25 protein-coding genes and 1 riboswitch are annotated in these 24466 nt (G+C 69.9%); of the genes, 13 read left to right on the plus strand and 12 right to left on the minus strand.

Annotated elements, in window-relative coordinates; translation table 11 throughout:
• Positions 1–8: 8 nt before the first annotated feature.
• The 4 genes from ACIBX3_RS02085 to ACIBX3_RS02100 all read right to left on the minus strand — a co-directional run bounded on the left by ACIBX3_RS02085 (position 9) and on the right by ACIBX3_RS02100 (position 4321).
• A complete protein-coding gene (locus ACIBX3_RS02085) occupies positions 9–1298 on the minus strand; it encodes an ABC transporter substrate-binding protein (protein WP_397112130.1) in 1290 nt (429 codons plus the stop codon).
• A 46-nt stretch (positions 1299–1344) separates the two neighbouring features.
• Positions 1345–2115 carry a carbohydrate ABC transporter permease gene (locus tag ACIBX3_RS02090; RefSeq protein ID WP_397113363.1) on the minus strand — a complete coding sequence of 257 codons (771 nt, stop codon included), beginning with the start codon at positions 2113–2115 and terminating at the stop codon, positions 1345–1347.
• Positions 2116–2194: 79 nt separating this feature from the next.
• Complete coding sequence (locus ACIBX3_RS02095) at positions 2195–3154, minus strand: carbohydrate ABC transporter permease (protein ID WP_397112132.1); 960 nt, start codon at positions 3152–3154, stop codon at positions 2195–2197.
• A gap of 213 nt (positions 3155–3367) precedes the next feature.
• Complete coding sequence (locus tag ACIBX3_RS02100; RefSeq protein ID WP_397112134.1) at positions 3368–4321, minus strand: LacI family DNA-binding transcriptional regulator; 954 nt, start codon at positions 4319–4321, stop codon at positions 3368–3370.
• Positions 4322–4513: 192 nt separating this feature from the next.
• Here ACIBX3_RS02100 and ACIBX3_RS02105 point away from each other — a divergent pair, with 192 nt between their 5' ends.
• From ACIBX3_RS02105 to ACIBX3_RS02130, 6 genes are all read left to right on the plus strand, one after another.
• Complete coding sequence (locus ACIBX3_RS02105; protein WP_397112136.1) at positions 4514–5401, plus strand: NAD-dependent epimerase/dehydratase family protein; 888 nt, start codon at positions 4514–4516, stop codon at positions 5399–5401.
• On the plus strand, positions 5401–6273 hold the full coding sequence (locus tag ACIBX3_RS02110; RefSeq protein ID WP_397113365.1) for a 5-dehydro-4-deoxyglucarate dehydratase: 873 nt from the start codon (positions 5401–5403) through the stop codon (positions 6271–6273). Before ACIBX3_RS02105 ends, ACIBX3_RS02110 begins: the two co-directional genes overlap by 1 nt.
• Complete coding sequence (locus tag ACIBX3_RS02115) at positions 6270–7322, plus strand: mandelate racemase/muconate lactonizing enzyme family protein (protein WP_397112138.1); 1053 nt, start codon at positions 6270–6272, stop codon at positions 7320–7322. The genes ACIBX3_RS02110 and ACIBX3_RS02115 overlap by 4 nt, the downstream gene beginning before the upstream one ends.
• Before the next feature lie 3 nt (positions 7323–7325).
• Positions 7326–9230, plus strand: coding sequence for a DUF6807 family protein (locus ACIBX3_RS02120; protein ID WP_397112140.1), 1905 nt, complete (start codon positions 7326–7328; stop codon positions 9228–9230).
• Between the two features lie 137 nt (positions 9231–9367).
• Positions 9368–10591, plus strand: a complete 1224-nt coding sequence (locus ACIBX3_RS02125) for an acyl-CoA dehydrogenase family protein (RefSeq protein ID WP_397112142.1) — start codon at positions 9368–9370, stop codon at positions 10589–10591.
• Positions 10592–10708: 117 nt separating this feature from the next.
• Positions 10709–11677, plus strand: coding sequence for an NAD(P)-dependent alcohol dehydrogenase (locus ACIBX3_RS02130; RefSeq protein ID WP_397112144.1), 969 nt, complete (start codon positions 10709–10711; stop codon positions 11675–11677).
• Between the two features lie 2 nt (positions 11678–11679).
• Here the strand turns inward: ACIBX3_RS02130 and ACIBX3_RS02135 are convergent, their stop codons facing one another.
• The 6 genes from ACIBX3_RS02135 to ACIBX3_RS02160 form a co-directional block, all read right to left on the minus strand.
• Positions 11680–12603 carry a DUF6891 domain-containing protein gene (locus tag ACIBX3_RS02135; protein ID WP_397112146.1) on the minus strand — a complete coding sequence of 308 codons (924 nt, stop codon included), beginning with the start codon at positions 12601–12603 and terminating at the stop codon, positions 11680–11682.
• Positions 12604–12625: 22 nt separating this feature from the next.
• A complete protein-coding gene (locus ACIBX3_RS02140) occupies positions 12626–13417 on the minus strand; it encodes a polyphosphate polymerase domain-containing protein (protein WP_397112148.1) in 792 nt (263 codons plus the stop codon).
• 8 nt (positions 13418–13425) lie between these two features.
• Positions 13426–13965 carry a DUF4956 domain-containing protein gene (locus ACIBX3_RS02145; RefSeq protein WP_397113367.1) on the minus strand — a complete coding sequence of 180 codons (540 nt, stop codon included), beginning with the start codon at positions 13963–13965 and terminating at the stop codon, positions 13426–13428.
• A gap of 88 nt (positions 13966–14053) precedes the next feature.
• On the minus strand, positions 14054–14716 hold the full coding sequence (locus tag ACIBX3_RS02150) for a response regulator transcription factor (RefSeq protein WP_397112150.1): 663 nt from the start codon (positions 14714–14716) through the stop codon (positions 14054–14056).
• A complete protein-coding gene (locus tag ACIBX3_RS02155; RefSeq protein WP_397112152.1) occupies positions 14713–16098 on the minus strand; it encodes an ATP-binding protein in 1386 nt (461 codons plus the stop codon). The genes ACIBX3_RS02150 and ACIBX3_RS02155 overlap by 4 nt, the downstream gene beginning before the upstream one ends.
• 12 nt (positions 16099–16110) lie before the next feature.
• Positions 16111–16500 carry a hypothetical protein gene (locus ACIBX3_RS02160; RefSeq protein ID WP_397112154.1) on the minus strand — a complete coding sequence of 130 codons (390 nt, stop codon included), beginning with the start codon at positions 16498–16500 and terminating at the stop codon, positions 16111–16113.
• Between the two features lie 127 nt (positions 16501–16627).
• On the opposite strand from ACIBX3_RS02160, the gene ACIBX3_RS02165 reads away from it, so the two are divergent.
• From ACIBX3_RS02165 to ACIBX3_RS02175, 3 genes are all read left to right on the plus strand, one after another.
• On the plus strand, positions 16628–17413 hold the full coding sequence (locus ACIBX3_RS02165; protein ID WP_397112156.1) for an SDR family oxidoreductase: 786 nt from the start codon (positions 16628–16630) through the stop codon (positions 17411–17413).
• Between the two features lie 7 nt (positions 17414–17420).
• The gene (locus ACIBX3_RS02170) at positions 17421–18248 is read left to right on the plus strand and encodes a hypothetical protein (protein WP_397112158.1); all 828 of its coding nucleotides are present in this window, start codon (positions 17421–17423) and stop codon (positions 18246–18248) included.
• Between the two features lie 254 nt (positions 18249–18502).
• Positions 18503–19042 (plus strand): HdeD family acid-resistance protein, encoded by a 540-nt coding sequence (locus tag ACIBX3_RS02175; protein WP_397112159.1) that lies wholly within the window; start codon positions 18503–18505, stop codon positions 19040–19042.
• A gap of 188 nt (positions 19043–19230) precedes the next feature.
• Here the strand turns inward: ACIBX3_RS02175 and thiC are convergent, their stop codons facing one another.
• Positions 19231–20775 carry a phosphomethylpyrimidine synthase ThiC gene (gene thiC / locus ACIBX3_RS02180; RefSeq protein ID WP_397112161.1) on the minus strand — a complete coding sequence of 515 codons (1545 nt, stop codon included), beginning with the start codon at positions 20773–20775 and terminating at the stop codon, positions 19231–19233.
• A riboswitch (TPP riboswitch) is annotated at positions 20768–20880 on the minus strand. Its footprint overlaps the gene before it by 8 nt.
• Before the next feature lie 51 nt (positions 20881–20931).
• Here thiC and ACIBX3_RS02185 point away from each other — a divergent pair.
• The 4 genes from ACIBX3_RS02185 (at position 20932) to ACIBX3_RS02200 (ending at position 23925) form a co-directional block, all read left to right on the plus strand.
• Positions 20932–21543: a class I SAM-dependent methyltransferase gene (locus ACIBX3_RS02185; protein WP_397112163.1), complete on the plus strand. Its 612-nt coding sequence runs from the start codon at positions 20932–20934 to the stop codon at positions 21541–21543.
• A 38-nt stretch (positions 21544–21581) separates the two neighbouring features.
• Positions 21582–21935, plus strand: coding sequence for a hypothetical protein (locus ACIBX3_RS02190; protein ID WP_397112165.1), 354 nt, complete (start codon positions 21582–21584; stop codon positions 21933–21935).
• Positions 21932–22756 (plus strand): universal stress protein, encoded by an 825-nt coding sequence (locus tag ACIBX3_RS02195; protein WP_397112167.1) that lies wholly within the window; start codon positions 21932–21934, stop codon positions 22754–22756. Before ACIBX3_RS02190 ends, ACIBX3_RS02195 begins: the two co-directional genes overlap by 4 nt.
• A 137-nt stretch (positions 22757–22893) precedes the next feature.
• Entirely contained in the window at positions 22894–23925 is a 1032-nt protein-coding gene (locus ACIBX3_RS02200) for a cellulose binding domain-containing protein (protein ID WP_397112169.1), read from the plus strand.
• Here ACIBX3_RS02200 and ACIBX3_RS02205 read toward each other — a convergent pair.
• A complete protein-coding gene (locus tag ACIBX3_RS02205; protein ID WP_397112171.1) occupies positions 23922–24422 on the minus strand; it encodes a YbaK/prolyl-tRNA synthetase associated domain-containing protein in 501 nt (166 codons plus the stop codon). The genes ACIBX3_RS02200 and ACIBX3_RS02205 overlap by 4 nt on opposite strands.
• Positions 24423–24466 lie beyond the last annotated feature (44 nt).

The raw sequence follows: 24466 nt of genomic DNA on the forward strand, positions 1-24466 counted from the left end.
CTCTCCTTTTAGCCTGCGATCGAGGCGTTGGCCTCGGTGATGAACTTCTGGACGGCGTCGTCGGGCGTCATGCGGCCGAACATGACCTCCTCGGAGTAGCGCGTGAGGATCTCCTCCATGGCGCTGGAGCCCTTCGGCGGAGCGGGGGGCGGGTCGGCCAGCTCGCTCTTGATCTTGTCGATGAACTCCAGCGTCTTCTTGTCCGCGTCCGGCAGCTTGTCCTTGACCGCCGCCAGCACCTTGGAGCTCGCCGGGAGACCGCGGTCGCTGAGGATGATCTGGCCCGCCTCCGGGTCGTTGATCATGTAGTCGATGAACTTCGCCGCCTCGGCCGCGTGCGCCGACTTGGAGGAGGCGGAGTAGAACATCGCCGGCTGCAGGAACATGCCACCGGTCGTGGCGCCTTCCGCCTTCGGCATCCGCAGCAGGTCCAGCGGCTGCCCCGACGCCTTGGCGGCCGCGCCGAGCTGGTTGCTCCACCACATGCCCATCGCGCCGGTGTTGGTGCCGAGCAGCGACTGGTCGATGCTGGTCGCGCCGATCTCGGTGCTCTTGGCCGCGTCGGGGGAGCCCTTGACCTTGATCATGTTCTGCATGATGGCCCACCAGTCCTTGATCGTCTGGGGGGACATGCCGAGCTTGTTGCCGTTGTAGAAGGGCTCGCCCTTCTGCGCGGCGTAGATCTGGAGGTACGCGGGGTTCCAGCTCAGCTGCGTTCCGGTGACCTTGCCACCGCTCCCTTCGGTGATCTTGGCGGCCAGGTCGACGTAGTCGTTCCAGGTCCACTTGGTGTCGTCGGGCAGCTTCGCCTTGCTGCTCTCGACCAGGGCGGGGTTGACCATCAGGGAGAAGGCGTTGACACCGGTGGGGACGGCGAACTGCTTGCCGTCGATGGCACCGGTGCCCAGCACCTTGGCGTCGATGTCGGCGGTGTTGACCTTGCTGGCCAGGTCGGCGAGCGCGCCGCGGTCGGCGTATTCGCGCAGGCCGCGGATCTCGATGGTGATGACGTCGGGCGCGTCGTTGGCGGCGACCTTCGTGGCGAGCGTCTCGTAGTAGCTGGCCCAGTCGGAGAACTCACCCTCGACGTCGATGGTGGGGTTCTTGGCCTCGAACTTCTTGATCGCCTCTTCGGTCATCTTCTGCCGCGCGTCGCTGCCCCAGTAGGAGAAGCGCAGCTTGATCTTGCCGTCGGTGCTTTCGCCTCCGCCGCCGCCGCCACTGCCACAGGCCGCGGTGACCGCCAGCACAGCGGTGGCCAGCAGCGCTGCCGACCACATCTTCTTGCCAGAGCTCACGGCTCTACCTCCTAGAGGGTTTTCTTGTTGGGGGGTGGGGGTGGAACTACTTCAGTCCCGTGGTGGCCACACCACGGATCAGATACTTCTGGCCGACCAGGAAGAACCCGAAGATCGGCCCCAGCGCGACGATCGACATGGCGAACATGGGTCCCCAGGACGAGTCGCTGCTGGCGTCGAGGAACGTGCGCAGCGCGACCGGGACGGTGAAGTTGTCCGGGTTGTTGAGGTAAAGGAGCTGGCTGAGGAAATCGTTCCACGTCCAGATGAACGTGAAGATGGCCGTCGTGGCCAGCGCCGGCATGCAGAGTGGCATGACGACCCTGATGAAGATGCGCCAATAGCCCGCTCCGTCGATTTCGGCGGCCTCGTCGAGCTCCCTGGGCAGTGTACGGATGAACTGCACCATCAGGAAGATGAAGAACGCGTCCGTCGCCAGCACCTTCGGCATGACCAGCGGCCAGATCGTGTTGATCAGGCCGAGCTCGGAGAACATGATGTACTGCGGCACGATCACCACGTGGTGCGGCAGCATGATCGTGCCCAACATGATCGCGAACCACAGCTTCTTGAGCGGGAAGTTCAGCCGGGCGAAGGCATAGGCGGCCAGCGAGCAGGCCACCAGGTTCGCCACCACCGACAGGGCCGTGACCACCGCGGAGTTCCACAGGTAGTAGCCGAAGGGGTGCTTCAGCGCGGTCCAGCCCTCGGTGTAGTTGTTCAGCGTGACCTGGCTGGGCCACAGTCCGGGCTCCCGGAAGATCAGCTCCTCCGGCTTGAGCGAGCTGGAGATCATCCAGAGCAGCGGATAGAGCATGACCAGGCCGAAGCCGATCAGCAGGATGTGCTTGGCCACCGGTCCGCCCTTGAACGGGCGGAACAGCACCGGGAGCGGCCTACTTGGTGTCGCCATAGAAGACCCAATACTTAGACGCGAGGAAGTTCACTCCGGTCAGGGCGGCGATGATGACGAGCAGGACCCACGCCATCGCCGCGGCGTAGCCCATGTCGTAGTTCTTGAATCCCTTGAGGTAGAGGTAGAGCGTGTAGAAGAGGGTCGAGTCGGCCGGGCCGCCCTTGCCGCCGCTCACGATGAACGCCTGCGTGAACGACTGGAACGATTTGATGATCTCCAACACCAGGTTGAAGAAGATGATCGGTGTCAGCAGCGGCAGCGTGATCGAGCGGAACTGGCGGACGATACCCGCCCCGTCCACCGCGGCCGCCTCGTAGTAGCTGCGGGGGATCTGCCGCAACCCCGCCAAGAAGATGATCATCGGGGCGCCGAACGTCCAGACGTGCAGGAGGATCAGCGTCCCGAGCGCGGTGTCCGGGTCGCCCACCCAGCCGGGCCCCTGGATGCCGAAGACCGCGAGGATGGCGTTGACCAGGCCGTCCGCGCCGAAGACCTTGCGCCACAGGATCGCGATCGCGACGCTGCCGCCCAGCAGCGAGGGCAGGTAGAAGATCGAGCGGTAGAACGACAGTCCGCGCAGTCCCCGGTCGAGCACCAGGGCCAGCGCGAGCGCGAAGGCCAGCTGCATCGGGACCGAGACGACCACGTAGATCGTGGTCACCTTCAGCGAGGCGATGAACCTCGGGTCCTCGGTGAACATCGTGATGTAGTTGTCGAACCCGACCCACTTGGCCTCTTCCAGAAGGCTGTAGTCGGTGAACGACAGATAGAGCGAGGCGAAGATCGGGCCGACCGTGATGACGAGCAGGCCGACGAACCAGGGCGCCAGGAAGAGGTAGGCGGCCCTCGCCTCACGGCGGGAGCGTTTCGTGGAGCGGTGACCGTCGCGTGCGGGTTTGGTCGCCGCGGGCCGAGACTTCACCGCCACCGAGTCAGCCATGACGGAACTCATTCGTCATCACGGACCTTCCGGCGAAATGTGAATGGATAGCGCTTTCCTATAGCCGCCAGGAAAGTTACGTCAACCCTTTGCAGACGTTACATAGCCGTTACCGATATATCGCAACGGCGTTTTCGCAGGTCGTAGCTTCGACCGCCGGAGAAGTCAGATGAATTTGCGTCACGATTAGTACAACCGGTTGCAGCGGCGAGGCTATCGTGGAGCCGCGGTGGAGTCCCTGATCACGAGCCGGGTCTCCAGCGACGTGGTGGCCGTGACCTCCTGGATCAGCAGGTCCACCGCCAGCCTGCCCGCTGCGGCCGTCGGCATGGCCACCGTGGTCAGCTTGGGGCGGTTCAGCCGCCCAGGAACGATATCGTCGATCCCGACGACGCTGAGGTCTTCCGGCACGCTCAGCCCGAGATCGCCGAGCCCCTCGATGAGCCCTATCGCCACCAGGTCGTTGTAGGCGAGCACGCCGGTCACCCCCGAGTCCCGCACCCGCTTGGCGGCGGCGAGCCCGCCCCGCTCGGTCGGCGCGTTGGGGCCGATCACGACCAGCTCCACGCCGGCCACCTGCTCGGCGGCCACGCGGATCTCCGAACTCGTCCACGAGCCGGACGGTCCCGACACCAGCGCCACGCGGCGGTGCCCGAGCTTGGCCAGGTGGTCGACCGCCAGCCTCGCCCCGTGCCCGACGTCCATCAGCACCGTGGCGGCGCCGCGCAGCCGGCGGTTGATCACCACGAACGGCACCCGCTCGGCCAGCCGTTCCAGCGCCTTGTTGGAGGAGCGGGGGCTGCACAGCACCAGGCCGTCCACCTGCTTGGAGAAGGCCTGCACCAATTCCTCCTCGGCGGCCGGCTCCTCGTCGGTGTCGGCCACGAACAGGTGGTAGTCGCGCTGCCGCGCGGCCGCGTGCGCGGCCTTGATCAACGGGGGGAAGAACGGGTTGGCGATGTCGGCCACGATCAGCCCGAGGTTGTGGGTACGCCCCGTCGTCAGCGCCCGCGCCGCCCGGTTCGGCCGATATCCCAGCTCCTCGGCCACCGTCAGCACCCTGGTCCGGGTGGCGGCGTTCACCATGTGCGGCGCGGAGAACGTCCGCGACACGGTGGACACGTGCACGCCGGACGCCCGGGCCACATCACGAATCGTCACTGTCACAATCGCACACCCTAACGCAACCGCTTGCAGCACCCCTGGGTAGGCTGAAAGCGCTTGCCGGTCTACGCCATACCGAGACCGATCGGGAATCCCCAGGTGGCGCTAGGGGTATGAAATCACCTCTTGACGCCCCGGCCCCGGTGACACAAAGGTTTAGTGCAACTGTTTGCAGTCTTGAAGGAGCCCCTCACGGTGAGCAGAGTCCTCGTCACCGGAAGCGCAGGACGCCTCGGCCGCAGCGTGGTCACCACGCTCGCGGCGGCCGGGCACGAGGTCATCGGCGTGGACAACGCGCCCGGCACGCCCGTGGAGGCCGCCGCCGTCTTACCGGCCGACCTCACGGACACGGGACAGGCGTTCGAGGTGATCGCCAGGTTCCGGCCGGAGTCGGTGATCCACCTGGCCGCCATCGCCACGCCGTTCAGCCGGCCTGAGTCGGTGATCTACAAGGTCAACACGCAGCTGGCGTTCAACATCTGCGAGGCGTCGGTGGCCCTGGGCGTGGAGAGCGTGGTCGTGGCCAGCAGTCCCACCGTGATCGGCTATGGCGCGCCCCGTGGCTGGGCGCCGTCGTACCTGCCGATCGACGAGGACCACCCGGTGCGACCGTGGAACGCGTACAACCTGTCCAAGGTCGCCGCCGAGCAGACCATGAAGGCGTTCGCCGAGGCGGGGACGACGAAGCTGGCCGCGATCAGGCCGTGTTTCGTCATTCCGCCGGAGGAGTGGGCCGGCGCCCCGACGCAGTCGGGGCACACGGTCACCGAGCGGCTGGACCGGCCGGAGCTGGGCGGGGTGTCGCTGTTCAACTACGTCGACTCCCGTGACGCCTCCGACATGGTGGCCGTGCTGGTCGAGGCGCTGCCCGACCTGCCGAACGGCGAGGTGTTCTTCGCCGGCGCCACGGACGCGCTGGCCAGGAAGCCGCTGGCCGAACTGCTTCCCCAAGTGGTGCCCGGCACCGAGCCGTTCGCGGCCGGGCTCACCGGCACCGCTCCCGCTTTCTCGACCACCAAGGCCGAGCGCCTGCTCGGCTGGCAGGCCAAGCGCAGCTGGCGTACCGAACTCAAGGAATCATGATGAATCTCAGCGGTGTGCTGTTCTTCCCCGTGACGCCCTTCGACGCCGGCGGCGGGCTCGCCGATCAGGTGCTGGCCGAGCACATCCGGCAGGGCATGGAGCACGGCCCCGGCGGCGTGTTCGTGGCCTGCGGCACCGGCGAGTTCTCCGCGTTGTCGGAGGCCGAGCACCAGCGCGCGGTGCGGGTGGCGGCCGAGGTCGTGGGCGGCCGGGTGCCGCTGTTCGCCGGGGCGGGCGGGCCGCTCGGCGCGGCGCTGAACCAGGCGCGGGCGGCCAGGGAGGCGGGCGCGGACGGGTTGCTGCTCATGCCGCCATACCTGGCCAAGGGGCCAGGGCACGGCTTCAGGGCTTATGTAGCGGCGGTGGCCGCGGAGTTGCCGGTGATCGTCTACCAGCGTGACTCCGTGGTGCTGGAGCCGGACACCGTGGTCGAGCTGGCCGGGATCCCCGGAGTGGTCGGGCTCAAGGACGGGCTGGGCGACATCGACCGGATGCAGCGGACCGTGCTGGCGGTGCGCGAGAAGTACCCGGACTTCCTGTTCTTCAACGGGCTGCCGACGGCGGAGCTGACCATGCCCGCCTACCGGGGCATCGGCGTGGAGCTGTACTCCAGTGCGGTGTTCGCGTTCGCGCCGGAGATCGCGCTGGCGTACCTGAAGGGCGACGAGCGGCTGCTCACCGAGTTCTACGCCCCGCTGGTCCGGCTGCGCGGCAAGGTGCCCGGCTACCCGATCTCCTTGGTCAAGGCCGGGGTACGGCTGCGCGGCCTGGACGTGGGCGCGGTACGCCCGCCGCTCGTGGAGGTGACCGACGAGCACCTGGCCGAGCTGGAGGCGCTGATCAAAACCGGGCTGGCGGTGGCGGCCTCATGACGGTCGCCGACCTGCGTACCGAGCTCCGCACCGCCCCGCTGCCCCGGCCGTGGGGCGCGGACGTGCCGGCCAACCATGTGATCGTCACCCACGTCACGCTCAAGGACGGGCGCACCGGCACCGGGTTCTCGTGGACGCCGCAGATCGGCGCACACGCCGTCAAGGCGCTGCTGGACCACGACCTGCGGGAGGCGCTGATCGGGCTGCCCGCGCACCCCGAGGCGGTGTGGGACCGGCTGTGGAGGCATACGCGCGAGGCCGGGCCGGGCGGGATCACCACGATCGCGCTGGCCGGGATCGACCTGGCGCTGTGGGACCTGCGCTGCGGTGAGCTCGGCCTGGCCGACGTGCTCGGGCGGCGGCGCGACGAGGTCCCGGTGTACGGCAGCGGCGTCAACCTGCACTATCCCCTGGAGGAGCTGGTCGAGCAGGCCAGACGGTGGGTGGCGGCCGGATACCGGGGTGTCAAGATCAAGGTGGGCCGTCCCGACCTGGCCGAGGACGTCGCGCGGGTGGCCGCGGTCCGCGAGGTCATCGGGCCCGACCGGCTGCTGATGATCGACGCCAACCAGCGGTGGGACCTGCACCGGGCCCGGCGGGCGATCGCCGCGCTGCGGGAGTTCGGCCTCCACTGGATCGAGGAGCCGCTGCCGGCCGACGACGTGGCCGCGCACGTGGAGCTGCGCCGCTCCATCGACGTGCCGGTCGCGGTGGGCGAGAACGTCTACACGACCTACGGCTTCCGCGACCTGCTGGCGGCCGGGGCGTGCGACGTCGTGCAGCCGAACGTGGTGCGGGTCGGCGGGATCACGCCGTTCCTGCGGATCGTGGAGCTGGCCAGAACGTACGATGTGCCGGTGTACCCGCACCTGCTGGGTGACGTCTCCGGGCAACTGGCGCTGGCGCTGCCGCTGCCGGTCATGGCCGAGGACGTCGAGGACGCCTCGTTCGCCGCGCTCGGGCTCCTGGCGGAGCCGTACCCCGTGGAGATTTCGGGCGGGGTGCTGCGCGCGGGCGAGCACGCCGGACTCGGGCTGAGGTGGAAGTAAGTGATGAAGGTCGTACTCGCCGGAGCCCACGGGCACGGGCGGCACCACCTGGGCAAGCTGCGCATGCTGGCCCACCGGGGTGAGATCGAGCTGGCCGGGATCTGCGACGTGCGTCCGGTGGAGGTCGACTTCGGCTCCCCCATGCAGTCGTCCGACCTGGGCGCGCTGATCGAGAAGACCGGCGCGGAGATCACGATCATCTGCACGCCGATCCACACGCACGCCGACCTCGCGGTGACGGCATTGCGCGCGGGCTCGCACCTGCTGCTGGAGAAGCCTCCCGCGGCCAGCCCGGCGGAGCATCGGCGGATCGCCGCGGCGGTGGCGGAGACCGGGCTGTCCTGCCAGGTCGGGTTCCAGTCGCTGGGGTCGGCGGCCGTCCCGGCGCTGCGCGAGCTGATCGGCTCGGGCGCCATCGGCCGCGTCCGAGGCATCGGCGGCGCCGGCGCGTGGGAGCGCCCGTCGGCCTACTTCACCCGCTCCTCCTGGGCGGGGAAGCGCCGTCTGGACGGTGTGGACGTGGTGGACGGAGCGCTGACGAACCCGTTCGCGCACGCCGTGGCCACCGCCCTGGCCCTGGTCGACGGCGGGATCGCCGACATCGAGACCGAGCTCTACCACGCCCACCCGATCGAGTCGGACGACACGTCCTGCCTGCGGATCCGGATGGCCGACGGGCTCGTGATCACGATCGCGGTGACGCTGTGCGCGCAGGAGCGGCACGAGCCGTACCTGGTGGTGCACGGCGACCAGGGCCGCGCCACGCTCGTCTACACGCAGGACCAGGTCAAGGTCGAGCTCACGGACGGCTCTGTCACGACGACCGTGTACGAGCGCACCGACCTGCTGGAGAACCTCGTCGACCACATCCGCACGGGCGCCGGGCTGCTGGTGCCGCTGGCCGCGACGGAGACGTTCACGCAGGTGCTGGACGCGGTGCGGCTGGCGCCCGAGCCGCTGCCGATCCCCGAGCGTCACCAGATCGTGAAGCGGGACCAGTTGGGCGAGGTCAACCACCGGTTCCTGCCCGGGATCAGCGACCTGACCGCCCGCAGCGCGGACGAGCTGGCTCTCTACTCGGAGCTGGACGTGCCATGGACGCGGGTGGAGCTGCTGGTCGCAGGCCGGGGCGTGGCACGGTATGAGCTGAATCCCGACCTGCCGGCCACCGACTCCCCCAGGCCGTACCTGCATGGGGTGCGGACGCTGGGCGGCGTCGAGGTCACCGAGGTCCGGCCCGAGGACCACGTGCACCATCTCGGGGTCGGGGTGGCGATCTCCGACCTGGGCGGGGCCAACTTCTGGGGCGGCCGCACCTTCGTCAAGGATCAGGGCCCGGCCTGGCTCGGCGATCACGGCGTCCAGCGGCACCGGGCGTTCTCGCGGCTCTCCGACGACGGCTTCGCCGAGGAACTGGAGTGGATCGGGCCCGGCGGGCGGCTGATCGCGCGGGAGCAGCGTACGGTCCTCGCGCGGCCGGTCGGGGAGGCCTGGGCGCTGGACTTCACGTTCACGCTCACCAACCTCACCGGCGCGCCCGTGGAGATCAACAGCTCGGCCACGAAGGGCCGCGTGGGCGCCGGCTACGGCGGCTTCTTCTGGCGCGCGCCCGGCACCTCGACCGCCAGGACGACGCTGCCAGGGGACGAGCGGGCCGTGCACGGCGGCCGGGACCCGTGGATCGCGCTGTCAGGGACGGATCCGGACGGGCGGGACTGGACGTTGGTGTTCGTCCAGGAGGACGACCCGTGGTTCGTGCGGGTCGAGGAGTATCCGGGCGTGGGGCAGGCGCTGGCGTGGGACCGGCCGCTGGTCGTCGAGGACACGCTGACCCGGCGGGTCGTCACGGTCGTCGCGGACGGGCGGCTCACCCATGAGCAGGCGGCGGCGCTGGCCGCCGAGGTTTGACCCGCGGTTTCGCGGCGCATACCTGGCCATCGGCGTGGGCATGTCCTGGGCCTTCGCCTCGCTGCGCAGACCCGCCTGAGATGGCCCGGCTCCCGCGTGGGCCTTGTGCGGACTTTCACCGAGAGTAATTTCGGGGAATGGCGATCGATTTCACCCTCGCTCCCGAGCACGAGGAGATCCGCAAGCGCGTCCGCGCCTTCATCCAGGGCACCGTCGTCCCGGCTGTGGAGGAGGTGAAGGAGCGCGACCGGGACGCGTACCTGCGGACCCTGTTCCGGCTCCGCGAGCAGGCGAAGGCCGAGGGCCTGTGGCTCCCCCACATGCCGAAGGAGTGGGGCGGCATGGGGCTGGGCCACGTGGAGCTGGCCATGGTGCAGTCCGAGGCGGCCAAGACCCGCGTCGGCCCATGGGTGCTGAACTGCATGGCCCCCGACGAGGGCAACATGCACACGCTGCTGCACTGGGCGACGGACGAGCAGAAGGAGAAGTACCTGCGGCCGCTGCTGGAGGGCACGCAGATGTCCTGCTTCGCGATGACCGAACCCGAGGTGGCGGGCTCCGACCCCACCCTGATCCGCACCGAGGCCGTGCTGGACGGCGACGAGTGGGTCGTCAACGGCCACAAATGGTTCATCTCCAACGCCCGCCGTGCCGACTTCGCGATCCTCATCGCGCGCACGGAAAAGGACGTGCCCGAGGGCTCGCGGGGCGCCAACACCGCGTTCCTGGTGGACCTGCCGAGCCCGGGCTGGAACGACGTACGCGAGGTCGAGACCATGCACGGCTCGACCGGGCACAGCGAGATCGTCATCGAGAACCTGCGGGTGCCGGACGGCCAGGTCCTCGGCGGCCGGGGCAACGGGCACCGCCTGGGCCAGTACCGCCTGGGTCCGGCCCGGCTCGCCCACTGCATGCGGTGGATCTCGCAGGCGGAGACGGCGCTGGACATGATGGTGGACCGCGCGCTCAACCGCTACAGCCACGGCTCGCTGCTGGCCGAGAAGCAGGGCATCCAGTGGATGGTCGCCGACTCGGCCATGGAGCTCTACCAGTGCAAGCTGATGGTGCTGCACGCCGCGTACAAGATCGACAAGGGTGAGGACTTCCGCACCGAGGTGTCGATGGCCAAGCACTTCGTCGCCAACAGCCTCAACCGCATCCTGGACCGGGCGATCCAGGTGCACGGAGCGCTCGGGTATTCGACGGACACGCCGCTGGCGAGCATGTTCCAGCACGCCCGCTGGGCCCGCTTCGCGGACGGGGCGGACGAGATCCACCAGATGCGCATCGCCGAGCGCACGATCGCCGCCTACCAGTCCACGGGCTCCACGAGCGCCGCCACCGGCGGCCTGCCCCTGTAGCCCTCGGCCATCCCGCCCCGGAACGACCTCGTCGTTCCGGGGCTTCCCATGTTCAAGGCCGAATGTTACGGTGACACCTGTCAGAGATTTATTACAGGCGAAACGAAAAGGAGACACATGAAGGCCCTCCGCTACTACGCCTACGGCCCGCCCAGCGTGCTGACGCTCCAGGACGTCGGCCTGCCCACGGTCGGGGACGACGACGTCCTGGTCCGCGTCCGAGCGGCCGGCGTCAACGCCGGGGACCTGCATTACCTTCGTGGCACGCCGTACGTCTTCCGCGCGATGGCCGGCCTGTCGCGGCCGAAGGACAACGGGCTGGGCGCCGACTTCGCGGGAGAGGTCGAGGCCGTCGGCAGGAACGTCACGGCTTTGCAACCGGGGGACGAGGTGTTCGGCTGCGGCAAGGGAACGCTGGCGGAATACGTCAGCGTCCGCCACGACGCCGCGGTGCTGAAGAAGCCGGGCAACCTGACGTTCGAGCAGGCGGCGGCCGCGCCCACAGCGGGGATGACCGCCTTGACGGGCATTCGCGACAGAGGACGGGTCCAGCCCGGGCAGCGGGTGCTGATCAACGGCGCCGGGGGTGGCGTGGGCACGTTCGCGGTGCAGATCGCCAAGTCCCTGGGCGCCGAAGTGACCGGCGTGTGCGGGGCCGGAAAGGCGGAGACGGTCCGGTCGATCGGCGCCGACCACGTGCTCGACTACACCAAGGAGGACTTCACCCGCCGGTCACAGCGCTACGACCTCATCCTCGACATGGGCGGCACCCACTCGCTGGCGGCCTGCCGGCACGCCCTCACCCCCCGGGGGGCGTACATTCCCAATGCGGGCACGGGCGGGCGCTGGTTCGGCCCCATGAGGCGGATCATCGGGGGCCGGCTGATGTTCCTGTCCACCTCCCAGAGGCTGGTCTCCTACGTCGCGCTCCCGAGCCGGGACAGCCTCGCCGGCCTGCGCGACCTCCTCCAGGACGGGAAGATCACGCCCGTCATCGACCGGACGTATCCGCTGAGCGAGGCCCCCGAGGCGATCCGCCGCCTCGAAGAGGGCCACGCCAGAGGCAAGGTCGTCGTCACCATGTGAGCTCAGTCCCAGGGGACGACCTGGAGCTTCCCGAGATCCGCCAGCGCGACGCGATCGTCCCTGGCGATGGACGTGACCAGGGCAAGCGCCTCGTCCACGGTCACGTGCCGCCCGTGCGAACACCGCTCGGCCACGTCGGGCGTCTCCGCCCAGAGCCGGAACCCCTCCTCCCACATGAACTGCACAGTGGCGCCCGACCGCCCTTCGTAGGAGACGAAGTTTCCGGCGTACGGGGTCAGCCGGAGCAGCAGGTCCCGGCAGTCCCGCGCCGACATCGCCACCGCCTGGTCGTGGGAGCGCGTCGTGTAGTCGCAGAAGGCGGCCTGCGCCTCGGGTGAGGATCCCTCCGCCCCCGGATAGGCCGCCAGCCGGCCGGAACGCCGCCGTCGCCAGTCGACCTCCACGTGGATGCGCTGCCCCGCGTCCCCACTCCACGTGACCGCGAGCCCGCGACGCCCGAGCGCCTGCACGATCTCGGCCCCGATCGCGGCGACGTCCTCGTCCCCGCCGAACGCCAGGAAGACACCGCCGCCCTCGGCGGCTCGGTCGGCGTCCTGCTGGTGGTAGAAGACATAACCCCGCACGCCGCCGAGACCGGCGACCTCCCTGCTGATCCCGTCGACCCCGCAGCCGGTGCAGCACATGTAACACTCGCGTGGCACGATCCCGGCCATCGCGAGCTCCAGCATGGCCATGCTCAGCCGATCGCAGTCGGTGACCTCCGGCCAGCGGGCCTGTGCGGCGAGGTGACCGGCGAACTCGCGGGCGGCGATCTCCCTGACCGCCTCCGCCAGCGGCGCGGGGTCGTCGACCTCCTCGGCCCAGCTCTCCACGACGTCCTCGACCAGCTGCGGGAAGTCCAGGCGCCCGACGGACACCGCCACCCGGACGTCCTCGGCGAGCTCCTCGCGGGTTTCCTCGTCCATGGCGGATCACTATGCCAGTCGCCTACGACAGGTCACCAGGAGATCCGCAACGGCCGCTTCTTGAGAGATAGCGCCGCAGAACCGGGCGCCAGCGGTTGGCCGGGCGGTCGCGGAGGGCGGCGACGGCGAGGCAGTATTTGCTCACGCTCACCGGCCGCACCCCCATGCCCCGCAGCACCCGGTCGACCGCCGCCTTCCCGTCCCCGGACTTCGACTCCAGCAGCACCAGGTCACGCCGGGCGGGCACGCCGCGGACGGCGTCGCGGCAGATCAGGCCGGTGTCGCAGGTGAGCCGGGCCGTCCCCGCCCGATCGACGAGCGTCACCCGCCGGTAGTCGGTGGACAGCACCGGCCCCAGTGCGTCCGGCACGGGGAGCCGCAGCTCGCTGAGCAGCGTGTCGCTCACGAAGTCCATCGCCTCCCTGGTCAGCGCCTGCGCGGGCGCGTCGTCGTACGGGATGCGGTGTTTGTCCGTGCTGCCCCGCGCCCCGCTGAGCTTCAGCTCCAGCCACCGGCCGCCGCCGTCCAGATAGGTCCGGGTACGGAGCTTGAACCGGCGCCGCCGATCCTGGCGATGCTGCCGGAAGGTCAGCAGATCCGGCGTGTCGAAGTAGGTGGAGCTGTAGCGGAACTGACGCCGCCCCCCGATCCGCAACACCCCGAACCGGTCCCCCAGCTCGGTGGTGAGCCTGACCATGGTCGAGGCGGTCACGATGTACTTCGAGTCCACCCGGCTCATCAGCTCCGGCACGTCCTCCAGCCCGATCGGCGCCACCCCCGCGGCGATCCCGGCGAGCACCACGTTCGCGTCCATGTCCGCCGTCACCGCACCTTCACCCGCGCGTTCGGCGCCACGTAGCGCACGTCCACGACCGTCACGTCCCGCACGTAGTCGATCTGCGTGACCACGCAGTGCAGCACCCGGGCCCGCAACCGGCTCTCCAGGTCCACCCGCAGCAGGTCCGGGTCCGCGTGCACGACGTCCAGGGTCACAACCTGGTGCCGGGCGCGGCCGAACAGGCCGGGGTGGTCGGCGACGTACATCACCGCCAGCAACACCGCGTCGAGCCCGAGCGCGGTCAGCGGCCACGCTGCCGCGAGCCCGTTGACCAGCCCCAGCACGATCGCGACGAAGTAGTACGCGATCTCCTGCTGGGTGATCTCGCTGGACCGCAACCGGATGATCGACAACACTCCGAACAACCCGAACCCGACGGCGATGTCGATCCGCTGGACCAGCAGCAGCGACACCACCGCGAAGATCCCCACGTTCAGCGCCACGTACGCGAACAGCAGATCGCGCCGGTGGTGCCGCCGATAGTAGAGGCCGTAGGCCAGCAGGACGACCGCCACGAGATCCATCGCCAATCCGGTGACCACAATCGCTCCTTCCGTTGTCCCGTTGATGAACAGCCTGGACGCGGGCGGTGAAGCGGCTGTGAGGCGATGATTAGGCCACTCTCATGCGGTATCCGGTGCCGCGGACCGTCTCGATCCGGTCGGCGCCGATCTTGCGCCGCAGGTACCTGACGTACACGTCCACCACGTTCGACCCGGGATCGAAGTCGAACCCCCAGACGTGGCTGAGCAGCTGCTCACGTGTCAGCACCTGATCCGGGTGCCGGCAGAAGATCTCGGCCAGCGCGAACTCCCGCGTGGACAGATCCACCGCCCGATTCCCGACATAGGCCCGCCTGGTCCGTAGATCCAGCGACAAGTCGGACACCCGGAGCACGGTCACCTCGGGCGTACGCTCGGCCCGCAGCCGCAGCCGCACCCTGGCCAGCAACTCATCGAAGGCGAAGGGCTTGGCGATGTAGTCGTCCGCGCCCCCTTCCAGCCCCGCCACGGTGTCGCTCACGCTGTCCCGGGCGGTCAGGATGATCACCGGCAGGGTCACCCTGGACTCTCGCAGCCGCCGCAGCACCGTGAACCCGTCGCTCAACGGCAGCCCGATGTCCAGGATGAGCAGGTCGAACCCGCCCGCGCACGCGAGGTCGTACGCCGCGACCCCGTCCCCCACCACGGCGGTCACGAAGCCGTTGGCCCGCAGCCCCTTCTCCACGAAGGAGGCGATCCTGGCCTCGTCCTCAGCGATCAGAATTCGGTTCACTGCACCTCCCACAGCGGGATGGAAATGACAAAGCAGGCCCCGCCGCCCGGAGCCTCGGTCACGTGCACCCGGCCCCCATGGGCCTCGGCGATGGATCTGACGATGGCCAGGCCGAGCCCGGCCCCGTCATGGGCGCCGGTACGGCCTGCGCCGCGCATGAACCGCCCGAAGATCCGCTCTCGGTCGGCCGGCGCCACCCCTGGGCCGCTGTCGCGTACCCACAGCTCGACCTGCCCGTCCCGGACGGCGGACCCCACGGCGATCAGGTCGCCGTCCTGCGTATGTCGAACGGCGTTGGCCACCAGCTGCATGAGCGCCTGCGTGAGCCGCTGGCGGTCGGCCGGCACACGGGCCTCGGCCACCTCGTCCACCCGCCACCTGCGCTCGCCGAGCGCCCGCGCCTTGGCCACCACGCTGACCGTGAGGTCGGCCAGCTCGACGGTGTCCACGGACAGGAACCCCGGCTGCTCAGCCTTGGCCAGCGTGAGGAGGTCGTCGACGATGCGGTTCATGCGGTCGAGCTCGTCGGTGACCAGGGCGAGCGTCTCGACGCGGTCGTCCGGGTCGTCGCTCATGAGCTCCAGGTGGCCGCGGATGACGGTGATCGGCGTACGCAGCTCGTGCCCGGCGTCGTCCAGGAAGTGCCGCTGCACGACGAAGGCCCGCTCCAGCCGGTCGAGCATGTGGTTGAACGTGGCGGCGAGCGCGGCCACGTCGTCGTCGCCCGGCACGTCCAGCCGGCGGGTGAGGTCGGAGGAGTCGGTGATCTGCTCGGCCGTCTGGCTGACCAGCCGGACCGGGGCCAGCACCCGCCCGGCCACGAACCACCCGGCCGCCCCCGCCAGCCCCATCGCGGCCAGCGCGGACAGCCCGAGGACCCGCACCGCGTCCACGATCTCGTCGCGGTGTATGTCATAGAAGATCGCCACCACGAAGTGGGCAGAGCGGCGGTCGGCGGTCACCTTGACGGGGATCACCGCGTACTTGACCGTTCCCGCGACGGTCTCGACCTCGTCGCTGACGTTCTCGGTGGCCTTGGCCATCCGCGCGACCAGACCGTCGTCGGTGTCGAGCGGCACGGGCGGCGTGACCCCGGTGACCCTGTGCGCCCGGCTGTCGACGATGCTGAAGAACGTCTCCCACCGGTCCGGCGCGTTGATCGCGAGGTAGTCCTCGAGCAGGACCTCGACGTTCGTGACCCCGTCTCCGGCGGTGCGGGCGTACTGGCGCAGCTTCTCCGCTTCGTTCTCGAGCTCGTGGCTTATCCGGTCGTCGAGCCGATTGAGGAGGATGGTCCAGGTCGCGAAGATCGAGACTGACAGGGCGAGGCCGACGACGGCGAGCATCCACCCCACGATCCGGGCGCGGGCGCTCACCCGCATGCGGTCTCCCGGTCAGTCGTCGTCATCGTCCCCACCATCGTCGTCATCGTCGTCGCCACCGCCGCCGCCCGGCCGGGGAGAGGGCGGCTTGACCGGCTCCGCCTTGGTCTTGCGCGGAGCGGGCGTGCTCTTCTTGGGGGTGCTCTCGTCAGGCGTGCCGACCGCACTCTCGTCAGGCGTGCCCACCGTACTCTCCCCGCCGTTCCCTGTCGGACCAGGCGGGCTCGGGCGGGCGGAGGACGACGACGTGGGCGACCGTTCGGAAGCGGGCTCCGGAGGCGGGGAGACCACGACGGGGTCGCCCAGGTCGGGGCCGCCTGCGGCCCGCCCCCATCCCACCGACATGAATCCGGCCGCCGCCGCGCCCAGGACGAGCAGGACCACCAGTGCCCGATGTTTCATGCCGTCGACCTTGTCGCCTTTCGAGGAGACCATGCTGAGGCCCAGATGAGAAACCTCTCATCTGATGAGGTCGAAGCGCAGTAGAATCATATTCTGATACCGGCCGGTCGGTTCAGGAGGAGCAGCCATGCAAGTGCGGGACAAGGTCGTCGTGATCACGGGCGCAGCCGGCGGAATCGGCCGGGCGATGGCCCTCCGGTTCGCCGCGGAGGGCGCCGCCGGGGTGGTGGTGGCCGACCTCGACGAGACCGGCGCGACCGCGGTGGCCAAGGAGATCGGCGACCGTGCGGTCGCCGTACGGGCCGACGTGACCTCGGAGGCGGACGTCGCCGCCCTGGTGGAGACCCCGTTCGGCCCCGTGGACCTGTTCTGCTCCAACGCGGGCATCATCGCCGGACACGGCCTGGACGCCACTGACCAGGAGTGGAGCAGCCTGTACGCGGTGAACGTGCTGGCCCACGTCTACGCCGCCCGCGCCGCCGTCCCCTCCATGATCGCCCGCGGCGGCGGCTACCTGCTGAACACCTGCTCGGCGGCCGGCCTGGTGAGCTGCCCGGGGGATGCGCCGTACGCGGTCACGAAGGCGGCGGCGATCGCGTTCGCCGAGTGGGTCGCCATGCACTACGCCTCGCAGGGCGTCAAGGTGAGCGTGCTGTGCCCGCAGGGCGTGCGGACCGCCATGCTGGAGCGCGGCGAGGAGGAGGACCACCTGACCGCCCGCGCGGTGGGCGCCTCGGGCGCGATCCTCGACCCCGCGGACGTGGCGGCCGCGGTCGTGGAGGGGCTGGCGGCCGAGCGCTTCCACATCTTCCCGCACCCGGAGGTGGCCGAGTTCGTCCGCCGCAAGGCCGAGGACCCGGACCGATGGCTGGCCGGGATGTCCCGCTTCATCGACTCCCTGACGAAGGCGTGAGCGCCCGATGAACCTCGCAGCCGCCCGCCGCGCCTGGCGCCGCCTGGAGCCGCTCCATGGCATGATCTACTTCGTTCCCGAGGCCGCCGACCGCTACGCCAAGCTGGGGCTCACCGGGATGTCCGGATATTTCGCCTCACGGGGCGCCGCGTTCGGCCGCGCCTCCGCCGACCTGGTCATCGCCACGTTCTACAACTTCTGCCCCGACCTCGTACGCCGTTCACTGCCCGCCGCCTGGGACCTGGTGACGCCGGAGCAAGTGCTCCAAGCCCGCCTGGAAGCCGCCACCGAAGCCCTGCACAGGGCGGGCATCCCCGGTCTCCCCCACTTCGACGAGACCCTGACCCTGGCCCGCCGAGCCGCCGAGGCGGCCTGCGACCACCTCCAGGGCCGCCCCCTCTTCGCCGCCCACGCCGCCCTCCCCTGGCCGGACGACCCCCTCCAGCAGCTCTGGCACGCGCAAACCCTGCTGCGCGAGTTCCGCGGCGACGGCCACGTGGCCGCCCTTCTCACGGAAGGCGTCAGCGGCCTCGAAGCCCTGGTCCTGCATGCCGCCAGTGGCGAGGTCCCCACCGCGTTCCTCAAGATCAGCCGCGCCTGGCCCGAGGACGCCTGGACCGCCGCGGAGGCCGATCTCCGCACCCGCGGCCTCCTGGACGAGGGCACCCTGACTCCGGAAGGCGCGGCATTGCGCCGGCACATCGAGGACCGCACGGACAGGCTGGCCATGCCGGCGTACGGGGCACTGGGCGAGGACGGCTGCGACCGCCTGGCCGAACTCGCCCGGCCCTTCGGCCGCCGGGTGGTCGAGGCAGGCCTGCTCAGCCTCGGCTGACACCGCCGCCGCTCGTCCCCGATGACCTGGAGTCGCGGGTGTGAGCGGAGACGTGGTCCCGCAGCCGCCCGAGTCCCGGATGTCCGACGCGAACCGTGAGCAGCGGGCCGGACGGCTGCTGGTCCGGCGGCAGCGCCGGTTTCTGGCGGTGGCGCCGGCGACCTGGCACATGGAGGTTCTGGAACTGCTCCAAGAAGCGGTAAGGAGACGTCGCAGGCCGAATGCGGGCCCCTTCCCCGGGCAGGAGCGGCATCGTGATCGATGACTATCTGGGACATTGGTGGGTGCTCACCCTGCGTGGCGCGCTCGCCCTCATCTTCGGCGTGATGGCCGTGGCCTGGCCGGGCATCACGCTGCTGGCGCTGGCCGTCGTGTTCGGCGCGTACGCGATCGTCGACGGCGCGCTCGCCGCCGTCGCCGCCACCCGCGCGGCCAAAGGGCGACGAGCCCCGCTGATCCTGCTGGCCGTCGCCGGGCTGCTGTTCGGGATCATGTGCTTGGTCTGGCCGGGGCTGACGGTGCTGGTCGTCACGCTGCTGATCGGCATCTGGGCGATCGTGACCGGCGTCATGGAGGTCATGGCGGCGATCAGGATGCGCAGGGAGATCCGCGGCGAGTGGCTGCACATCATGGCGGGGGCGTTGTCGGTGCTGTTCGGCGTGCTGGTGCTGGCCTGGCCGGCGACCGGGGCGCTCACGATCGCGCTGATCATCGGGATCTACGCCATCCTGGCCGGGATCACGCTGATCATCCTCAGCCTGCGGGTCCGCCGGCTGCGGGGGAGCACCCCCTGACGCGGCGCAGAGGGTGCCCGAGAGACCTAGCGGCCGGTCTCGGTGGACCAGAGCGGCGTCTTTCCCCGGTAGAGGACCAGGTTGCCGTCGGTCTGCTGGTGCAGGGTGTACTCACCGCCGCCGTCCGGCGCATCCGTCGTCCCCGGGCCGGTGTGGACGCCACCGGTCCCGGGACGACGGCGGGCCGGCTATTCGACGTAGAGGGTGCCGCCGAGCTGCCGGAACTCGGCGGCCTTCTGCGCCATGCCGGCGTCGCGGATGTCGTGGCTGATCCGCATGGAGCAGAACTTCGGCCCGCACATCGAGCAGAAGTGCGCGGTCTTGGCGGGCGCGGCGGGCAGGGTCTCGTCGTGGAAGGCCCGCGCGGTGTCCGGGTCGAGCGACAGGTCGAACTGGTCCTCCCAGCGGAACGCGAACCGCGCGTCCGACAGCGCGTCGTCCCGCTCCTGCGCCCGCGGGTGCCCCTTGGCGAGGTCCGCGGCGTGGGCGGCGATCTTGTACGTGATCACGCCCGTCTTGACGTCGTCCTTGCCGGGCAGGCCGAGATGCTCCTTAGGAGTGACGTAGCAGAGCATGGCGGTGCCGTACCAGCCGATCATGGCGGCGCCGATGCCCGAGGTGATGTGGTCGTAGCCGGGCGCGATGTCGGTCACCAAGGGCCCGAGGGTGTAGAAGGGGGCGTCGTCGCAGAGCTCGCGCTGCAGGTCGACGTTCTCCTTGATCTTGTGCATGGGGACGTGGCCGGGACCCTCGATCATGACCTGCACGTCGTGGGCACGGGCGATCCCCGTCAGCTCGCCGAGCGTGCGCAGCTCGGCGAACTGGGCCTCGTCGTTGGCGTCCGCGATCGAGCCGGGCCGCAGCCCGTCGCCGAGCGAGAACGACACGTCGTAGCGGGCCAGGATCTCGCACATGTCGGCGAAGTGCTCGTACAGGAAGCTCTCCCGGTGGTGCGCCAGGCACCACGCGGCCATGATCGAGCCGCCGCGCGAGACGATGCCGGTCTTGCGCCCGGCGGTGAGCGGCACGTACGCCAGCCGCACCCCCGCGTGCACGGTCACGTAGTCGACGCCCTGCTCGCACTGCTCGACGAGCGTGTCGCGGTAGACCTCCCACGACAGCGCCTCCGGACGCCCCTTGACCTTCTCCAGCGCCTGGTAGATGGGCACGGTACCGACCGGGACCGGCGAGTTGCGGATGATCCACTCGCGGGTCTCGTGGATGTCGGGGCCGGTGGACAAGTCCATGATCGTGTCGGCGCCCCACCGGGTGGCCCACGTCATCTTCTCGACCTCCTCCTCGATGGAGGAGGTCACGGCGGAGTTGCCGATGTTGGCGTTGATCTTCACGAGGAAATTGCGGCCGATGATCATCGGCTCGGACTCGGGGTGGTTGACGTTGGCCGGGATGATGGCCCTGCCTGCCGCGACCTCCTGGCGTACGAACTCGGCGTCCAGGCCCTCCCGGACCGCCACGAACTCCATCTCCTTGGTGACCAGCCCCTTTCTCGCGCACCCGGCCTGGGTTACGGGCTCGCCGGCCGCGCGGCGGTCGCGTACCCACTGCTCGCGCAGGCGCGGCAGTCCTCGCGTGAGGTCGATGTCGGCGGCGGGGTCGGTGTACGGGCCGGACGTGTCGTACAACGTCACCGCCGAACCGTCCGACAGGCGCACCCGGCGCATCGGGACGCGGAGGTCCCCCGAGTAGATCTTGGAAAAAGGCGCGTCACTCATCGCGCAAACTCCCTTCGCCGGCATTACCCGGAGCAGGTTCTGGCGGTCGGCGGCTGTCAGCCGTCCTCTCAGCCCGGTCCGCACCGGGCTCCCGCGTTGGACGGCGGTGATCGTACCCACCCATGAACCGGCGCGAAACATGGCATGATCGACCGAGTGGACGATCCCGTCTCCCGCACCACCGCGAGCTACGACCGCATCGCACCCGTCTTCGCCGAACGCACCAGCGACCCCGACGACGGCTTCCTGGCCTTCCGGCGGCGCTTCGCCGACGCGGTGCCGGTCGGGGGCGCGGTCGCCGACCTCGGCTGCGGGCCCGGGCGGGACGCCGCGTGGCTGCTGGAGCGAGAGCTGCTGGTCACCGGGGTCGACCGCTCGATCGAGATGGCCAGGCTCGCCGCCACCCGCGGAGTGCCCACCGTGCTGGGCGACCTGCGCCGGCCGCCGTTCGCCCCGGGTTCGCTGTCGGGCCTGTGGTCGGTGGCGGCGCTCCTGCACGTGCCCGCCGCGGAGACCGAGCCGACCTTGCGCGCCTGGTCGACGCTGCTGCGCCCGGGCGGCGTGCTGGGGCTGAGCACCTCGGCCGGCGACGGGGAGGGGTGGGAGCCGATCTCGTACGACGCCGAGCTCACCCGCTGGTTCGTGCACCGCGACCCGGACACGCTGCTGGCGACCCTCGAAACGGCCGGGTTCGAGGTCCTGGAGCACGGCCTGAGCACCACGCACCGCACCTGGCTCAGCGTGCTGGCGCGCCGCTGCAAGGTTTGACGATCGCCCTCAGCGGTACGGTCCTCATCAGGGGGAACATGAAAAAGATCGCCGCTGTCGCAGGACTCGTTGTGGTGGCCGCGTTCGGGGCGACCACCGCCTCCGGGGATGGCTTCGAACAACACGAAGTGAGCATGGAGCAATACCAGACCCTGCTCGCCCAGTGCCGCTATGCCAACACGGGGAAGGCGCGAGCGGAGTGCCGCGCGGAGGTCAAGCAGAGGTACCGCATCGGCAAAGCCGACGCGTCGCTCGACTGCCGCACGTATTCCGGCATCTCCGTGTGCGGCACGCTGAAGCTCAGCAGGTCCGAGCGCCAGTGCACTCAGGATTCCACCGACAAGGGCCTGCCCTTCCGCCGGGCCGAAGTGGAGTGCTACGCGTTGTCATGATCGTCGTTGGCGTGGACGGGTCGCGCACCGGGCTGGAGGCGGCGGGATGGGCCGCCGCCGAGGCCGCCCTGCGCCGCACCCCGCTGACCGTGGCCCACGCCGTGCCGAAGTGGGTGTGCGAGGAGAGCGGCTGGCGTTACGCCGAGGTCGGCCGGTGGATGCGCGAAGGCGCCGAGAACGTGCTGGCGGCGGCCGAGGACCGGGCACTCCGGGAGCATCCGGAGGTCGAGGTGACCCGCAAGCTGCTGCCCGGCGACCCCCGTACCGCCTTGATCCACGCCGCCGAGGACGCCGTGCTGCTGGTCGTGGGCAGCCGTGGGATCGGCGGCGTACGCGGACTGCTGGTCGGATCCGTCGCGCACGGGGTGACCACGCACGCCCGTACGAACGTCGTCCTCGTCCACGAGCTGCCCAGGTCGCCGCACGGGGAGATCGTGGCCGGGGTGGACGGCTCCCCCAGCGGGCTGCGGGCGCTCGACTTCGCCCTGGCCGAAGCCGGAATGCGCGGCATCCGGGTGCGTGCCGTCCAGGCGTGGGCCTGGCCGCAGCCGACCGGTTTCGAGCCGGCCGACAGCGAGAGCGAACAGGACACCCTGCGGGCGCTGCGGGCGCTGGTGGCCGGGCGGAATCCCCAGGTCGAGGTGGTGACGGAGGTCATCCACGGGCATCCCGTCGAGGTGCTGAAGGAGGCCGCGGCCGGCGCCGACCTGCTGGTGGTCGGCTCACGCGGGCACGGGCAGCTGGCCGGGATGATCATGGGCTCGATCAGCCAGGCGCTGCTCCACCACGCGCCGTGCCCGCTCGCCGTCGTCCGCCGCTGAAAGTTACATACGTCGTCGCAGGTCACCCACCCCTCCAGACCCGTTTTCCTTCCCGTCCACTCGGTCGCGCTCTTACGATCTCGCCAGGCGACGACGGGAGATCGGACTCTCGCCTGGCGACGACGGGAGATCGGACGATGCGGAAGACCAGCGCCTTACTGGCGGCGTTAGCGGCACTGGCCGGAGCGGTGTTGTTCCTGACGAGCACGCCGGCCCACGCGGCCGCCACCAGGATCATGCCCCTGGGCGACTCGATCACCGGATCCCCGGGCTGCTGGCGGGCCCTGCTCTGGAACAAACTGCAGAGCGCCGGTTACACCGACATCGACTTCGTCGGCACCCTCCCCGCGCAGGGCTGCTTGGTCGCGCATGACGGCGACAACGAGGGACACGGCGGCTTCCTGGCCACGAACGTGGCCAACCAGAACCAGCTGCCCGGCTGGCTCGCCGCGACCCGGCCCGACATCGTCATGATGCACTTCGGCACCAACGACGTGTGGAGCAACATCCCGCCCGCGACGATCCTCAGCGCGTTCACCACGCTGGTGAACCAGATGCGGGCCAGCAACCCCAGCATGAAGATCCTCGTCGCCAAGATCATCCCCATGAACCCGTCCAGCTGCGCCGAATGCGCCCAGCGCGCCGTGAACCTGAACAACGCCATCCCCGGCTGGGCCGCCACCACCTCCACCCAGCAGTCGCCGATCACGGTGGTGGACCAGTGGACGGGATTCAGCACGAGCGCGGACACCTACGACGGGGTGCACCCGAACGCCGCGGGCGACCAGAAGATCTCCGACAAGTGGTACCCGGCCCTGGTGAACGCCCTGTCCGGCGTCACCCCGACCCCGACCATCACCCCCACCGACTCCGGTGGTTGCACGGCCACCTACAAGGCCACCGGCCAGTGGCAGGGCGGCTTCCAGGGTGAGGTCACCGTCAAGAACACCGGCACGGCGCCGACGAGCGCGTGGACGGTGCGATGGACGTTCGCGAACGGGCAGCAGATCAGCCAGCTCTGGAACGGCACGCTGAGCGCGAGCGGCGCCGACGTGACCGTACGCAACGTGAGCTGGAACGGCTCCCTGGCGCCCGGCGCCACGGCCACGTTCGGCTTCCTGGCCTCGTGGAACGGCACCAACACCGCTCCCGCGCCAACCTGCTCCTAGCTCATCGTGATGGGCTCGATCCGGGGTGCGGCCAGCCGCACGTAGTCCTCGGTGGCCAGGGCGACGGAGCGGTCGAGCCTGGCCGCGTTGAAGTACAGCTCGGGCTGGTCCAGCAGCGACGGGTCGGCGACCAGCTCGAGCCGCGGGTCGTAGCTGAACGGCAGCACGGTCCCGCTCACGCTCCCGGCCAGTTCCTCGGCCTTCTCCTTGGCGGCGAAGGCGACGTACGTGCCGTCCAGCAGCGCCTTGACCGCCTGCAGGTCGAGCCGGGCGTCGCCGGGGACGACGGCCAGGACATGACGGGTCTGCTTCTTGCCGATCTTGACCATCACGATCAGGCATTTGGCCGCCTGTGACATGTCGTGCCCGCGCAACGCGCTGACCAGCTCCGTCCGCCCTTCGGGGGCGTGATCGATCAACCGGTAGCGGGCGCCGGCAGCGTCCATGTCGGCGATCAGCCGATCGTAGGGGCTGGTGGTGGTCAATTCGTCATTCATCCTGTGCAAGGGGCTTCCTTGGTCGTGGCGGGAGATCCGGGTAC

The sequence above is a fragment of the Nonomuraea sp. NPDC049480 genome (genome assembly GCF_044465905.1).
Taxonomy (GTDB): domain Bacteria; phylum Actinomycetota; class Actinomycetes; order Streptosporangiales; family Streptosporangiaceae; genus Nonomuraea.

Bases quoted from the DNA above. Each gene is read 5' to 3' on its own strand.
- ACIBX3_RS02090 (WP_397113363.1), bottom strand. From the start codon at position 2,115: ATGCTCTATCCGCTGCTCTGGATGATCTCCAGCTCGCTCAAGCCGGAG.
- ACIBX3_RS02095 (WP_397112132.1), bottom strand. From the start codon at position 3,154: ATGGCTGACTCGGTGGCGGTGAAGTCTCGGCCCGCGGCGACCAAACCC.
- ACIBX3_RS02110 (WP_397113365.1), top strand. From the start codon at position 5,401: ATGAATCTCAGCGGTGTGCTGTTCTTCCCCGTGACGCCCTTCGACGCC.
- ACIBX3_RS02115 (WP_397112138.1), top strand. From the start codon at position 6,270: ATGACGGTCGCCGACCTGCGTACCGAGCTCCGCACCGCCCCGCTGCCC.
- ACIBX3_RS02120 (WP_397112140.1), top strand. From the start codon at position 7,326: ATGAAGGTCGTACTCGCCGGAGCCCACGGGCACGGGCGGCACCACCTG.
- ACIBX3_RS02125 (WP_397112142.1), top strand. From the start codon at position 9,368: ATGGCGATCGATTTCACCCTCGCTCCCGAGCACGAGGAGATCCGCAAG.
- ACIBX3_RS02130 (WP_397112144.1), top strand. From the start codon at position 10,709: ATGAAGGCCCTCCGCTACTACGCCTACGGCCCGCCCAGCGTGCTGACG.
- ACIBX3_RS02135 (WP_397112146.1), bottom strand. From the start codon at position 12,603: ATGGACGAGGAAACCCGCGAGGAGCTCGCCGAGGACGTCCGGGTGGCG.
- ACIBX3_RS02140 (WP_397112148.1), bottom strand. From the start codon at position 13,417: ATGGACGCGAACGTGGTGCTCGCCGGGATCGCCGCGGGGGTGGCGCCG.
- ACIBX3_RS02145 (WP_397113367.1), bottom strand. From the start codon at position 13,965: ATGGATCTCGTGGCGGTCGTCCTGCTGGCCTACGGCCTCTACTATCGG.
- ACIBX3_RS02155 (WP_397112152.1), bottom strand. From the start codon at position 16,098: ATGCGGGTGAGCGCCCGCGCCCGGATCGTGGGGTGGATGCTCGCCGTC.
- ACIBX3_RS02160 (WP_397112154.1), bottom strand. From the start codon at position 16,500: ATGAAACATCGGGCACTGGTGGTCCTGCTCGTCCTGGGCGCGGCGGCG.
- ACIBX3_RS02165 (WP_397112156.1), top strand. From the start codon at position 16,628: ATGCAAGTGCGGGACAAGGTCGTCGTGATCACGGGCGCAGCCGGCGGA.
- ACIBX3_RS02170 (WP_397112158.1), top strand. From the start codon at position 17,421: ATGAACCTCGCAGCCGCCCGCCGCGCCTGGCGCCGCCTGGAGCCGCTC.
- thiC (WP_397112161.1), bottom strand. From the start codon at position 20,775: ATGAGTGACGCGCCTTTTTCCAAGATCTACTCGGGGGACCTCCGCGTC.
- ACIBX3_RS02190 (WP_397112165.1), top strand. From the start codon at position 21,582: ATGAAAAAGATCGCCGCTGTCGCAGGACTCGTTGTGGTGGCCGCGTTC.
- ACIBX3_RS02195 (WP_397112167.1), top strand. From the start codon at position 21,932: ATGATCGTCGTTGGCGTGGACGGGTCGCGCACCGGGCTGGAGGCGGCG.
- ACIBX3_RS02200 (WP_397112169.1), top strand. From the start codon at position 22,894: ATGCGGAAGACCAGCGCCTTACTGGCGGCGTTAGCGGCACTGGCCGGA.
- ACIBX3_RS02205 (WP_397112171.1), bottom strand. From the start codon at position 24,422: ATGAATGACGAATTGACCACCACCAGCCCCTACGATCGGCTGATCGCC.